Origin of the sequence: Thermomonospora curvata DSM 43183 (assembly GCF_000024385.1) — a bacterium.
Classification (GTDB): domain Bacteria; phylum Actinomycetota; class Actinomycetes; order Streptosporangiales; family Streptosporangiaceae; genus Thermomonospora; species Thermomonospora curvata.
Genome location: NC_013510.1, coordinates 5141580 through 5154742, shown reverse-complemented (window position 1 = coordinate 5154742; position 13163 = coordinate 5141580). Strand labels below are relative to the sequence as shown.

Genomic DNA, 13163 nt, shown 5'->3' with positions numbered 1-13163 from the left:
CCCTTGAGGAGACCGCGTCCGGGCGGAACGCGGACGAGAGCACCGTCACAACGCGTGTGATCCGCCACCCCCGTCCCGCCCGGAATCCGGCCGGGCCGCGCCGTTTCAGAGGGTGAGCACCGGGCGGATGACCTTGCGGCGGAGCTGGATTCTGCGGCTACCGTCTGGGTAGAGGCGCAACCGGTGGAGTTCCCATCCGCCATACTCGGCATGCTCGGTCATCAACTGCCGGGCGGCATCCCTGGAAGTACCGCGCGGCAGCCGCAGGACGAGGTAGGTGTACTCCGCCATTACCCCTCATTATGACTCGGGGAACGCCTGCTGGGGAGGGTCGGGGGAGGATCCTCCGCCGCTCGGGGTCTGCGATGCCGGCGGGGACGTGTCATCCTGTCGGAGGTTCGCGGCGAAGGGAACTTGCGGGGAAGACGAGGCGCTGGAAGGTTGCGAAGGCCTTCCATGTTGTCTCGGGGAGGACATCGGGGTTCTCAAGGAGACATCCGGGGACATCCACGCACGTGACGGACGAAGACAGTGAGGTTGGAGCGATCGTGCCAGCCAAGAACGGCACAGCACAGCGGGGCCGGGGTCGGGGCCGGGCCGCGGCGTCCAGTGGCACGGGCACACGCCTGGTGATCGTCGAGTCGCCCGCCAAGGCCAAGACGATCGCCGGTTACCTGGGCAGCGGCTATGTCGTGGAGTCCAGTATCGGCCACATCCGCGACATCCCGCGGCCCGCCGACATGCCCGAGGAGATCAAGAACGAGCCTTGGGCCAAGCTCGGCGTGAACGTCGACAAGGACTTCGAGCCGTACTACGAGGTCACCCCGGACAAAAAGAGCCAGGTCGCCAAGCTGCGCAAGGCGCTGAAGGAGGCCGACGAGCTCTACCTGGCCACCGACGAGGACCGCGAGGGGGAGGCGATCGCCTGGCACCTGCGCGAGGTGCTCAAGCCCAAGATCCCGGTGCACCGCATGGTGTTCAACGAGATCACCCCCGAGGCGATCCGGCACGCCGCCGCCAACCCCCGCGAGCTGGACCTGAAGCTGGTGGACGCCCAGGAGACCCGGCGCATCCTGGACCGCCTCTACGGCTTCGAAGTCAGCCCGGTGCTGTGGCGCAAGATCATGCAGGGCCTGTCGGCCGGCCGGGTGCAGTCGGTGGCCACCCGCCTGGTGGTGGAGCGCGAACGCGAGCGCATCGCGTTCGTCCCCGCCCACTACTGGGACATCGAGGCCGACTTCGCCGTCGCCGCCGCCGACGAGGAGGGCGGCCTCCGCTCGTTCGTCGCGCACCTGGTCGGGGTGGACGGCAAGCGCATCGCCCAGGGCCGTGACTTCTCCTCCCGGGGCGAGCTGAAGTCCGCCGAGCTGCTGCACCTGGACGAGGAGGCGGCGCGCGGCCTGGCCGAGCGGCTGTCCGGGCGTCCCTTCACGGTCACCTCCGTCGAGCGCAAGCCCTACACCCGCAAGCCGTACGCGCCGTTCCGCACCACCACCCTGCAGCAGGAGGCCAGCCGCAAGCTGGGCTTCTCGGCCAAGTACACGATGCAGGTGGCGCAGCGGCTGTATGAGAACGGCTTCATCACCTACATGCGGACCGACAGCACCAACCTGTCGGAGACCGCCCTGGCCGCCGCCCGCGCCCAGGCCACCGCGCTGTACGGCCCCGAGTACGTCGCCGACAAGCCCCGCATCTACGCCACGAAGGTCAAGAACGCCCAGGAGGCGCACGAGGCGATCCGCCCCGCCGGGGACGTCTTCCGCACCCCGGCCGAGACCGGGCTGACCGGCGACCAGTTCCGGCTGTATGAGCTGATCTGGAAACGCACCATCGCCTCCCAGATGAAGGACGCCGTCGGCCAGTCGGTGTCGGTGCGGGTGGAGGGCTCCTCCAGCGCCGGCGAGCGGGCCGAGTTCGCCGCCACCGGCAAGACCATCACCTTCTACGGCTTCCTGAAGGCGTATGTGGAGGGCGCCGACGACCCCGAGTCCGACGCCGACGACAGCGAGCGGCGCCTGCCGGCCCTGGCCGAGGGCGACCCGCTGAGCGCCGAGCGGCTGCAGGCCCAGGGGCACAGCACCCGCCCGCCCGCCCGCTACACCGAGGCCACCTTGGTCAAGGAGCTGGAGGAGCGGGAGATCGGCCGGCCCTCCACCTACGCCACGATCCTGGGGACGATCCTCGAACGCGGATACGTGTTCAAAAAGGGCACCGCGCTGGTGCCGTCCTTCCTGGCGTTCGCCGTGGTCAACCTGCTGGAGAAGCACTTCGGGCACCTGGTCGACTACGACTTCACCGCCAAGATGGAGGACATCCTCGACCTGATCGCCCGGGGCGAGGCCGAGCGGGTGCCGTGGCTGCGCCGCTTCTACTTCGGCGACGGCAACGGCGAGGGCGAGGTCGGCCTGAAGGAGCTGGTCACCGATCTGGGCGAGATCGACGCCATCGGGGTCAGCACGTTCCCGATCCCCGGCAGCGACATCACCGCCCGGGTCGGCCGGTACGGCCCGTACCTGGTGCGCACCAAGCCGGACGGCACCGAAGAGCGCGTCAACATCCCCGCCGACCTGGCGCCCGATGAGCTGACCGCCGAGAAGGCCGAGGAGCTGTTCGCCCAGCCCAGCGGCGACCGCGAACTGGGCCGCGACCCCGAGACCGGGCATGCGATCGTGCTCAAGACCGGCCGGTTCGGCCCGTATGTGACCGAGGTGCTGCCCGAGGAGCTGACCACTACCGCCTCCGGGCGCAAGAAGAAGGACGCGCCCAAGCCGCGCACCGCCTCGCTGCTGAAGTCGATGCGGCCGGAGACGGTCACCCTCGAGGACGCGCTGAAGCTGCTGTCGCTGCCGCGCACCCTCGGGGAACTGGACGGCGAGCCGGTGACCGTGCACAACGGCCGCTTCGGCCCGTACGTCAAAAAGGGCTCCGACAGCCGCTCCCTGGCCTCCGACGAGGAGCTGTTCACCCTCACCCTGGAGCAGGCCCGGGAGCTGTTCGCCCAGCCCAAGCAGCGCGGCCGGGGCCGGAGTGCGGCATCGGCGCCGCTGCGCGAGCTGGGGGAGGACCCGGCCACCGGCAAGCCGATCGTGGTCAAGGAGGGCCGCTTCGGTCCCTACGTGACCGACGGGGAGACCAACGCCAGCCTCCGCAAGGGGGATGAGGTGGAGTCCATCACCGTCCAGCGTGCGGCCGAGCTGCTGGCCGAGCGGCGCGAGAAGGTCGCCGCGGGCGGCGGGCGCAAGACCGCCACGCGGCGCGCCTCGGCCAAGAAGACCGCGACCGCCAAGAAGACCACGGCCAAGAAGACATCCGCTCGCTCCGCGACCTGACCGTAGTCAAGGAAGTACGCAGACCGGTCCCCTCGGGCAGGGTCACGTCGATACCCTGACCGACATGACCAGAACGGGCGCGGCCGAGCCGGATGTGCTGTCGATCAAGCCGCTGCGGCGGCTGTGGCTCGCCTTGTCGCTGGCCGGTCTCGGCGACTGGCTGAGCCTGCTCGCCCTGACCGCCCTGGCCTGGGCGCTCACCTCGGGCGAGGGGTATGCCGTCCAGTCGCTGGCGGTGGGCGGGGCGCTGCTGTGCCGGGTGCTGCCGGCGGCGCTGCCGCCCGGCCTGGCGGCGGCCGCGGCCGTCCGGCTGGATCGGCGGACGGCCATGATCTCCGCCGACGTGCTGCGGGCGGCGCTGCTGGTGACCGTCCCGCTGATCGGGCAGGCGGCCTGGCTGATGGTGGCGGCGCTGCTCGTCGGCTGCCTGTCGGTGCTGTGGCGGGCCTGCGCCGAGGCCGTGATCGACGACCTGGTGCCCCCCGGCAAGGCGCAGGCCCCGCACCGGCGCGCCGCCCGGATCGGCTACGGCGCCGCGCCCGTGGCCGCGCTGCTGCTGGCGCTGCTGGCGCTGGCCGCCCAGGCGCTGCTGGAGGGACGGGCCCGCGCCGACCTGCCGGCCTACGCCACCGCCGCGGTCTTCCTGCTGTCGATCGTGGCGGTCTTCGCCATGGGCGCCGTCCCGGCCGCCCCCCGCCCCGTGGCGCCGCGCGTGCGGGCCGGGCGCACCGGCCTCAAGGGGCTGCGCGGGCTGACCGCCGCGCTGGCCGGGGTGCTCGCGGCCGGCGGCGCGGTGGCCGGCGTGGCCCGGATCTACGTGGCCGCGCTGGGCGGCGGCGACGCCGGGTTCGGGGCGCTGCTGGGCGCGGCGTTCACCGGGACGGCCTGCGGGCTGCTGCAGGGCCCCCGGCTGCTGGGCGACTTCAGCCGGCGGCGGCTGCTGGGGCTGACGGCCTGGGCGGCCGGTGCGGTGACGGCGGCCCTGGCGCTGATCCACAACCTGGTGGTGGTGGTCGTGCTGGCCGGGCTGCTGGGCTGGGCCTGCGGGGTGGCGTGGGCCACCGCGCGCACCCTCGTCCACACCGAGGCCGAGGAGGAGGACCGCGCGCCCGCGCAGGCGTTCCTGCAGGCGCTGGCCCGTGCGGTGCTGCCGGTGACGCTGGCCGCCGCGCCCCTGCTGGCCGGCGTGATCGGGGAGCACACCCTGCGCCTGACCGACGAGGCCGCCTACTCGCTGGACGGCGTCAACGTCGTGCTGCTGGCCGTGGCGCTGGTGACGCTGCTGATCGGGCTGGTCGCCCACCGCGCGCTGGACGACCGCCGCGGGGTGCCGCTGGGCGCCGAGCTGGCCGCGGCGCTGCGCGGCGTCCCCTACACCCCGCCCGAGGCCGCACAACCGGCCGCCCGGGAACGGGGGGTGTTCATCGCGTTCGAGGGCGGCGAGGGCGCCGGCAAGACCACCCAGGCCCGGCTGACCGCGATCTGGCTGCGCGACCACGGCTACGACGTGGTGACCACCAACGAGCCGGGCGCCACCAAGGTCGGCATGCGGCTGCGCGCCATCCTGCTGGACAAGGAGACCACCGGGCTGTCGGCGCGCGCCGAGACGCTGCTGTATGCGGCCGACCGCGCCAACCACGTGGCCAACGTGATCAAACCCGCGCTGGAGCGCGGCGCGATCGTGGTCAGCGACCGGTATGTGGACTCCTCCCTGGCCTACCAGGGCTACGGCCGGGAACTGCCGGTCGAGGAGATCGCCGAGGTCAACCGCTGGGCCACCGACGGGTTGCAGCCGGATCTGACGGTGCTGCTGGACCTGCCCCCGCAGACCGGCCTGGGCCGCTTCGCCTCCCCGGCCGACCGGATGGAGTCCGAGCCGCTGGACTTCCACGAGCGGGTCCGCCGCGGCTTCCGCAAGCTCGCCGAAGCCGACCCGGACCGCTACCTGGTGCTGGACGCCACCCGCCCCCAGGAGGAGCTCAGCCGGCAGATCCGCGACCGGCTCCGCCAGATCCTGCCCGACCCCATCCCGCCCAGCACCGAGGACATCACCAGCACCTTTCCCGCCATCGCCGACTGACGCCCTAGCCTTGGGGCCATGAGCGTCTGGGACGACCTGGTGGGGCAGCAGGCGGTCGCCGAGCGGCTGGCGGCCGCGGCCGCGGCGGGCGCCCGGGTGCTGGCGGGCGGCGAGCGGGCCGCCGGGGGCATGACGCACGCCTGGCTGTTCACCGGCCCGCCGGGGTCGGGACGCGCCGGCGCGGCGCGGGCGTTCGCCGCCGCGCTGCAATGCCGGGAGGACCCCCCGGGGTGCGGGCACTGCCCGTCCTGCCACCAGGTGCTGCAGGGCACCCACGCCGACGTGGAGGTGGTGCGCCCCGAAGGGCTGTCCTACAGCGTCAAGGAGGCCCGGGAGCTGGTGCTGCGGGCCTCGTCGGCGCCGACCGGGGGACGCTGGCGGATCGTGTTGTTCGAAGACGCCGACCGTTCCACCGAGGCCGCCGCCAACGCGCTGCTGAAGGCGATCGAGGAACCCCCGCCGCGCACCGTGTGGCTGCTGTGCGCGCCGTCCCCGGAAGACCTGGTGACCACCATCAGGTCCCGCTGCCGGGTGGTGACGTTGCGGACCCCGCCCGCCGCGGCGATCGCCGAGGCGCTGATCCAGCGGGACGGCATCGACCCTAAGGTCGCCGCCGAGGCGGCCCGGGCCGCCCAGGGCGACCTGGCGCGGGCCAGGCGGCTGGCCACCGACCCCGAGGCCCGCCGGCGGCGCGCCGAGGTGCTGGCCCTGCCGGGGCGGCTGAACGGCCTGGCGCAGGCGGTGAACGCCGCCGCCGCGCTGGTGGCCGCCGCGGAGGCCGACGCCAAGGCCATCGCCGAAGAGCTCAACGAGACCGAGACCGCCCAGATGCGCCGCGCCCTGGGGGAGAACGACAAGGGCCGGATGCCGCGCGGCACCGCCGGCGTGCTCAAAGAACTGGAAAAACGGCAAAAGTCGCGGGCCAGCCGGGTCGAGCGCGACGCCCTGGACCGGGCGCTGCTGGACCTGGCGTTCTACTACCGGGACGTGCTGGCGCTGCAGCTGGGCTCCGCGGTGGAGCTGGTGAACGGCGACCGGGAGGCCGAGCTGCGCGCCCTGGCCTCCGCCGGCACCCCGGAGGCCACGCTGCGGCGGCTTGAAGCGATCATGGAGTGCCGCCGCAGGCTGGACGCCAACGTCCAGCCGCTGCTGGCGTTCGAGGCGATGACGATGGCCCTGCGCGCCGGCTGAGCCGTCTCGGGCAGGATGGGGGTCATGCCGTACCGCGTCACGTTCGTCTGCACCGGGAACATTTGCCGCTCGCCGATGGCCGAGTGGATCGTGCGCCACCACGTGGAGGAGGCCGGGCTGGACGTGGAGGTGGACAGCTCCGGCACCGACGGCTGGCATGTCGGCGAGGGCGCCGACCACCGCACGGTGCGGACGCTGACGCGGGCCGGGTACCGCGTGGCGCACCGGGCCCGGCAGTTCGAGCCGTCCTGGTTCGACCGCTACGACCTGATCATCGCGATGGACCGGGGGCACCGGCGGGCGCTGCGGGCGATGGCGCCGGACGCCGAGGCCCTGGGCAAGATCAGGCTGCTGCGCGAGTTCGACCCCGCCGCCGGCGACGACCTGGACGTCCCCGACCCCTACTACGGCGGACGGGCGGACTTCGAACACGTCCGGGAGCTGATCGAGGCGGCGGTCCCGGGGCTGCTGGAAGAGATCCGCAACGCGCTCAAGGACCGCTGAGGCGATGGACCGGCGGCGACTGGAACGGCTCACCGGCGCGGCGGCCGAGCAGGTCACCGCGCTGGGCACCGGTCACGCCTGGTCGCTGTGGCGGGTGCGCCTGGCCGACGGCCGCCAGGTGTTCGTCAAGGCCGCCGACGACCGGCCGGGACTGTTCGCCGCCGAGGCCACCGGGCTGCGCTGGCTGGCCGAGGGCGCCGGCCATGCCGCGCCGGTGCCGGAGGTGATCGCCGTCGACGACCACATGCTGGTGCTGCCCTGGCTGCCGGCCGAACCGCCCTCCCCGCAGGCCGCCGAACGCTTCGGCCGTGAACTGGCGGCCCTGCACGCCGGCGGCGCCGATTCCTTCGGCGCGCCCTGGCAGGGGTTCATCGCCCGGCTGCCGCTCGACAACACCCCGGCCGACCGGTGGCCGCGCTGGTACGCCGAACGCCGGATCGCCCCCTACCTGCGCCTGGCCGCCCGCCACCTGGACCGCGCCGAGGTGGGGCTGGTCGAGCGGGTGATGGCGGAGATCGAGACGCTGGCCGGGCCGGAGGAGCCGCCCGCCCGCATCCACGGCGACCTGTGGTCGGGCAACGTGCTGTGGTCCGGCGGCCGGGCCTGGCTGATCGACCCGGCCGCCCACGGCGGCCACCGGGAGACCGACCTGGCGATGCTCGCCCTGTTCGGCGCCCCGTACCTGGACCGCATCCTGGATGCTTACCGGGAGGTTCACCCTCTCGCCGAGGGCTGGCGGGCCCGTGTCCCGCTGCACCAGCTGCATCCGCTGCTGGTGCACGTGGCGCTGTTCGGGCCGTCTTACCGCGGCGCCGCCGTCGAGGCCGCCCGGGCGGCGCTGCGCGCGTCCCGGTGAACCTGTCCGGCGCGGCGTTCCCGCAGGCCGGGACGGGACGAGGGGCCGTGCCCCGGCCCGCCGCCGGGCGCCCGCGGGACCTTCGCCGGTGAGCCCCGCGCAGTAAGCGATCTTGCGATTCGGGCGAATCGGGGATCGCGGAGCTCGATTATGCGATAGGACATTTTGGTCGCGACATGGAGAGGTCGGTGCGGCGAGCCCGGTGAACGGCAAAGGCGAAGGACGGAGCGCAAAGTCCCCCCTGTCCGGTAATGTCCGGCCTGGTGATCGGCGGGCCGGTGGCGTCCGGAAGGACGACATTGCGCTGGCGGTGGTCATCGTGCTGGTCGCGCTGGCCGTCGCCGCCGCCTTCGGCCTGCTCGGCGGCCGGCGGCGCGGGACCGCCGGGGCGAGGCCGGCCGAGGACGAGGCCGGCGGTCCGCGACATGGAGAGGTCGGTGCGGCGGATTCGATGAACGACAGGCGTGAGGAACGGCACGAGGAACCTGCCGAGCCGAAGGGCTTCGACGACCCCCTCGGCACCCGGGTCTGGGGCTCGGCTTCGGGAAGCGGCGCGTCCGCCGCGGGCGGATCCGCCGCCCCGCCGTGGGAGCCCGGCGCCACGGCCACGGCCTCGCAGGACGCCGCCGAGACCTCCGGCGCCGCGTCCGCCAAGCCCTCCTCCCACCGGGCTCCCGCCGCCTCCCCGTTCGACGGGGTGCGCTCCGGTACCGGCCCGGTGCTGCTGGCCGTGGCGTTCGCCCTGGTGGTCGCGGTCGGCGTGGACGTGATCAACGACCGGCAGGACGCCAAGCCCGCCAAGAAGGCGACGGCGCAAAAGGCCGCCGAGACCTCCGGCAAGGTCGCCCCCCGCTTCCTGGTGGCCGTGCGCCGCTCCGGCGACGCCGCGGTCGTCCGGGACGTGCAGACCGGCGAGGAGGTGGGCGTGGGCGTCGCCGCCCCGCAGGGACAGCGCTGGCACCAGGTGGCCTCGGCCGGGGACGGAAGCTACATCCTGTCCGCCTACGCCTCCGGGCGGATCACCTTCCACCGGCTCACCCTCACCTCCAAGGGCGCGCCGCAGGAGCTGACCCAGCTGCCCGGCCTGCTGGTGCAGGGCGTCTCCACCGCCCGCTCCGACATGGCCGTCAGCGCCGACGGCAAGCAGATCGCCTACCTGGCCTACGCGCCGGGCACCAGCCGCATCGAGGTCGTCTCCACCGACGGCGCGCGGCGCAAGCAGTGGACGACCCGCCTGCCCGGGCGGATCAGCAGCCTGTCGTGGGCCGGCGACACCCTGTCGTTCGTGTGGACCACCACCCGCGGCACCGCCGTGCGCCGCCAGGTCCGCACCCTCGACACCACCGCCGCCGGCGGTGACCTGCGGGCCAGCAAGCCCGTCCTGGTGCTGCCGGCCGGCGGCACCGCGGCCGTGCTCAGCCGCGACGGCCGCGCCGTGGTGGCCGGCGTGCGCAGCCCCGCGGCGCTGACGCTGCAGGAGTTCTCCGTTGCGACCGGCAAGCCCACCAAGGTGGTGTGGACCCGCAAGGCCGACCGGGCCGGGGAGATCTCCGCGCTGAGCCGGCACCCCGAAAGCGGCCGGCTGCTGGCCGCCGGGACCCGGGAGCTGGTCTACCCCGGCCCGGACGAGGAGGTGCGCGGGCTGCCCGCGGCGGGTTACACCGACGTGGCCTGGTGATTTCGCTCACATCCGTCCCTTACGGGTACCGCGTAGGGTGAACGGCACCGGGAGCGGTGAGGGGGTCTGGCCGTGGGCATGGTGATGGCAGTCAGCTTCACCCGGTACGGGCGGCTGTACTACCTGGACCCGGGACCGTACTCGCCCAAGGTCGGCGACAAGGTCCTGGTGCCCACCGACGCCGGCCCGGAGGTGGCCGAGTGCGTGTGGCCGCCGCAGTGGGTCTCCGAGGACATCGGCGGCCTGCCGGTCTGCGCCGGGATGGCCACCGAGGAGCACCTGGCCCGCGACGAGGCCAACCGGCGCCGCCGGGCCGAGGGCCGCAGCATCGCCAAGCGCCTGATCCGCAAGCACGGCCTGCCGATGAAGGTCATCGGGGTCGACTACCTGGACGCCGACAACATCTTCAAGGTGTACTTCTCGGCCCCGCACCGGGTGGACTTCCGCGCCCTGGTGCGGGACCTGGCCCGCACCGTCAAGGCCCGGGTGGAGCTGCGCCAGGTCGGCCCCCGCGACGAGGCCCGCCTGCAGGGCGGCATCGGCCCGTGCGGCCGGGACCTGTGCTGCGCCACCTTCCTGAAGGACTTCGAGCCGGTCTCGGTGCGCATGGCCAAGGACCAGGACCTGCCGGTCAACCCGCTGCGGATCGCCGGCGCCTGCGGCCGGCTGATGTGCTGCCTGAAGTACGAGCACCCGCTGTACGTCGAGGCCCACCGGCGGATGCCCCGGCTGGGCCAGCGGGTGGACACCCCCGAAGGCAGCGGCCAGGTGGTGGCCCGCAACGTCCCCGCCGACGAGATCACCGTCCGGCTGGACGACGGCCGCCGCTGCTCCTGCCCGGCCGCCTCGGTCTGCGCCCCGCGCCGCCAGCACGACGCCGCCTACGGCCGGACGGACTGAGCCCGCTCAGGCGAAGGGCGTCTGTGGACGTTCCTGCTTCACCCCGTCCACGTAGATGTCGACCTTCTCGTTGTAGAAGGCGATCAGCCCCGCGATCTTCTGGCTCTCCGGCAGGGGCGAGCGGTAGGACCAGGCCAGGTCCGGATACGTCCGGTCCCCGATGCGCACCGACCAGTACTCGGCCTGCCCCTTGTAGGGGCAGTGCGTGACCGTGCCGGTGGGTTCCAGCAGGTCCGTCCGGACGTGCGGCTTGGGCAGGTAGTAGCGGGTCGGCAGGCCGGTTTCGAACAGCAGCCTCGGGCTGGAGGACTCGGCCACCGTCACCCCGTCCACCTCGACGCGGACATGCCGTGAACTGGCCAGGACGTCCACGCGGTGGTAGGGGTCGCGCGGGTGGGTGAAGACCTCCTCGTCCTCCTCGAACCACCCGTCCATCGCGTCCCACTCCAGCCTCACCAGGCCGCGCAGCGCCTCGACGGGGGAGTCGGGGTAGCGCAGGGCGGCTTTGGGGGCCGTGGCTTTCTCGGTCTTCACGGTGAACACCCGCCCCTCGCCCAGTGTGGGGGAAGGCTTGCTCTCTTCTTCGGGCACCAGCAGGTCCGTCCGGACGTCCTCTACCGGGAAGTAGTAGGTGGGGTAGTAGGGGACCTCCCAGACCAGGAACGGGCGGAGGGAGTCGGCGATCGCCTCGCCGCCCAGATAGGCGCGCACCCGTTTGGCGCTGGGCTCGATCCGCACTTCGCGCTGTGCATCCATATCCGGGCCAACATCACGGTGGGTTACGCTATTTCCCTTTGGGTGATCTTCTTGGGGGCTTGGTTTCTCTTGTCCACAACGCTGTGGACGCAGGAGTACGGGACGCCGGGTGGGGAAACCCGCCTCTACCGGACCGGGCCGCGCGGACGGAATGAGGTGGACGGTGAACGCACTGCGACGGGGAACCGGCCTGCCGCACCGGATCCTGGCCGTACTGGCGGCCGCGGCCCTCATGCTGGGCGGATGCAGCGGCGACTCGTCCCCCAAGGAACAGGCCCCCTCCGGGCTGGAGCGCTACTACGCCCAGGAGCCGTCCTGGCGCGACTGCCGTGACGGTTTCGAATGCGCCACCGTCGAAGTGCCGCTCGACTACGCCAAGCCCCAGGGCGAACGGCTCGCCCTGTCGGTCATCCGGCTGCCCGCCCGCGACCGCGGCGAGCGCATCGGCTCCCTGATCACCAACCCCGGCGGCCCCGGCAGCTCCGGCGTGCAGTTCCTCCGCGACGCCGGCGCCCTGTTCGGCGAGCGGATACGCGACCGCTTCGACCTGATCGGCTTCGACCCGCGCGGCGTGGGCGGCAGCGCCCCGGTCCGCTGCCTGGACGGCCCCCGCATGGACCGCTTCCTCGGCACCGACGCCTCCCCCGACGACACCCGGGAAGTGGAGGCCCTGCGCGCCGAGGGACGGGCCTTCGCCGACGCCTGCAAGGCCCGCTCCGGCCCCCGCCTCCCCCATGTCGGGACCGCCGACGCCGCCCGCGACATGGACGTGCTGCGCGCCGCCCTGGGCGACGGCAAACTCACCTACCTGGGCTTCTCCTACGGCACCTACCTGGGCGCCGTCTACGCCGAGCAGTTCCCCCGCAAGGTCCGCGCCATGGTCCTGGACGGCGCGGTCGACCCCGCCCTCTCCGCCACCGACCTGCTGATCGAGCAGGCCAAGGGCTTTGAGACCGCGCTGCGCGCCTTCGTCGAGGACTGCACCGCCGCCCTGGACTGCCCACTGGGCTCCGACCCCGAAGCCGCCCTGGACAAGATCACCGACCTGCAGCGCCAGACCGACAGCGCCCCCTTGACCAGCCCGCGCGGCGACCCCCGCCCCATCAACGAAACCTGGGTCACCACCGGCATCGCCGCCGCCCTCTACACCAAGGCCTCCTGGCCGACTCTCCGCCAGGCCCTGGCCGCCGCCATCTACGACAACGACGGCGACCTCCTGCTCACCCTCGCCGACCAGCTGTACGACCGGCGCCCCGACGGCTCCTACGGCAACCTGATGGAGGCCAACATGGCCGTCAACTGCGTCGACAAACCCAACCTGCCCGACGTCGCCGCCTACCAGAAGGAGGCCGACAAGGCCGCCCGCACCGCCCCCCGCTTCGGCCCCTACGTCGTCTGGAGCGGCCTGCCCTGCATCTACTGGCCCGTCCAGACCACCGAGTCCCCCCGCCCCCTGTCCGCCAAGGGCTCCGCCCCCATCCTCGTCATCGGCACCACCCGGGACCCCGCCACCCCCTACCGCTGGGCCCAGGCCCTGTCCTCCCAGCTCGCCTCCGGAGTCCTCCTGACCTTCGACGGCGACGGCCACACCGCCTACCTGGGCGGCTCCCCCTGCATCACCCAGGCCACCGACCGCTACCTCCTCACCACCACCCCACCCGCCGACGGCACCGTCTGCCGCTGACCCCACCCTTGAAACTCACCACTCTCCCGGATACCCAATACGCATCACCCGCCCGAACCCAGTAGACTCTCTATGCGCCGCGATGCGGCAGGCCGCCTTAGCTCAGTCGGTAGAGCGATTCACTCGTAATGAATAGGTCGTCGGTTCGATTCCGACAGGCGGCTCCCAGCTCAGAGGCCCCTTGC

Annotated in this window: 10 protein-coding genes and 1 tRNA gene; 9 read left to right on the top strand and 2 right to left on the bottom strand. The window is 73.0% G+C overall.

Annotation, left to right across the window (positions count from 1 at the left end; all coding sequences use genetic code 11):
- Nucleotides 1-105 precede the first annotated feature (105 nt).
- On the bottom strand, nucleotides 106-291 hold the full coding sequence (locus TCUR_RS22360; RefSeq protein ID WP_012854855.1) for a DUF5703 family protein: 186 nt from the start codon (nucleotides 289-291) through the stop codon (nucleotides 106-108).
- A 257-nt stretch (nucleotides 292-548) separates the two neighbouring features.
- Here TCUR_RS22360 and topA point away from each other — a divergent pair, with 257 nt between their 5' ends.
- From topA to TCUR_RS22325, 7 genes are all read left to right on the top strand, one after another.
- Nucleotides 549-3329: a type I DNA topoisomerase gene (topA, locus tag TCUR_RS22355; RefSeq protein WP_012854854.1), complete on the top strand. Its 2781-nt coding sequence runs from the start codon at nucleotides 549-551 to the stop codon at nucleotides 3327-3329.
- A 64-nt stretch (nucleotides 3330-3393) separates the two neighbouring features.
- Nucleotides 3394-5409, top strand: coding sequence for a dTMP kinase (tmk, locus tag TCUR_RS28450; RefSeq protein ID WP_012854853.1), 2016 nt, complete (start codon nucleotides 3394-3396; stop codon nucleotides 5407-5409).
- 18 nt (nucleotides 5410-5427) lie between these two features.
- Complete coding sequence (locus tag TCUR_RS22345; RefSeq protein WP_012854852.1) at nucleotides 5428-6600, top strand: DNA polymerase III subunit delta'; 1173 nt, start codon at nucleotides 5428-5430, stop codon at nucleotides 6598-6600.
- Nucleotides 6601-6675: 75 nt separating this feature from the next.
- Nucleotides 6676-7104, top strand: a complete 429-nt coding sequence (locus TCUR_RS22340; RefSeq protein ID WP_425358347.1) for a low molecular weight protein-tyrosine-phosphatase — start codon at nucleotides 6676-6678, stop codon at nucleotides 7102-7104.
- Between the two features lie 4 nt (nucleotides 7105-7108).
- Nucleotides 7109-7960, top strand: a complete 852-nt coding sequence (locus TCUR_RS22335) for a fructosamine kinase family protein (protein WP_012854850.1) — start codon at nucleotides 7109-7111, stop codon at nucleotides 7958-7960.
- Nucleotides 7961-8270: 310 nt separating this feature from the next.
- Complete coding sequence (locus TCUR_RS22330) at nucleotides 8271-9638, top strand: TolB-like translocation protein (protein WP_052305589.1); 1368 nt, start codon at nucleotides 8271-8273, stop codon at nucleotides 9636-9638.
- Between the two features lie 78 nt (nucleotides 9639-9716).
- The gene (locus TCUR_RS22325; RefSeq protein ID WP_041442746.1) at nucleotides 9717-10538 is read left to right on the top strand and encodes a PSP1 domain-containing protein; all 822 of its coding nucleotides are present in this window, start codon (nucleotides 9717-9719) and stop codon (nucleotides 10536-10538) included.
- A 6-nt stretch (nucleotides 10539-10544) separates the two neighbouring features.
- Here the strand turns inward: TCUR_RS22325 and TCUR_RS22320 are convergent, their stop codons facing one another.
- Nucleotides 10545-11294 (bottom strand): DUF427 domain-containing protein, encoded by a 750-nt coding sequence (locus tag TCUR_RS22320; RefSeq protein ID WP_012854847.1) that lies wholly within the window; start codon nucleotides 11292-11294, stop codon nucleotides 10545-10547.
- A gap of 163 nt (nucleotides 11295-11457) precedes the next feature.
- Between TCUR_RS22320 and TCUR_RS22315 the strand changes: the two genes are divergently transcribed.
- Both TCUR_RS22315 and TCUR_RS22310 read left to right on the top strand, forming a co-directional pair.
- Nucleotides 11458-12978 (top strand): alpha/beta hydrolase, encoded by a 1521-nt coding sequence (locus tag TCUR_RS22315; protein ID WP_012854846.1) that lies wholly within the window; start codon nucleotides 11458-11460, stop codon nucleotides 12976-12978.
- 91 nt (nucleotides 12979-13069) lie between these two features.
- A tRNA-Thr gene (locus tag TCUR_RS22310) sits at nucleotides 13070-13142 on the top strand.
- Nucleotides 13143-13163 lie beyond the last annotated feature (21 nt).

Bases quoted from the DNA above. Each gene is read 5' to 3' on its own strand.
- TCUR_RS22360 (WP_012854855.1), bottom strand. From the start codon at position 291: ATGGCGGAGTACACCTACCTCGTCCTGCGGCTGCCGCGCGGTACTTCC.
- tmk (WP_012854853.1), top strand. From the start codon at position 3,394: ATGACCAGAACGGGCGCGGCCGAGCCGGATGTGCTGTCGATCAAGCCG.
- TCUR_RS22345 (WP_012854852.1), top strand. From the start codon at position 5,428: ATGAGCGTCTGGGACGACCTGGTGGGGCAGCAGGCGGTCGCCGAGCGG.
- TCUR_RS22340 (WP_425358347.1), top strand. From the start codon at position 6,676: ATGGCCGAGTGGATCGTGCGCCACCACGTGGAGGAGGCCGGGCTGGAC.
- TCUR_RS22335 (WP_012854850.1), top strand. From the start codon at position 7,109: ATGGACCGGCGGCGACTGGAACGGCTCACCGGCGCGGCGGCCGAGCAG.
- TCUR_RS22325 (WP_041442746.1), top strand. From the start codon at position 9,717: ATGGTGATGGCAGTCAGCTTCACCCGGTACGGGCGGCTGTACTACCTG.
- TCUR_RS22320 (WP_012854847.1), bottom strand. From the start codon at position 11,294: ATGGATGCACAGCGCGAAGTGCGGATCGAGCCCAGCGCCAAACGGGTG.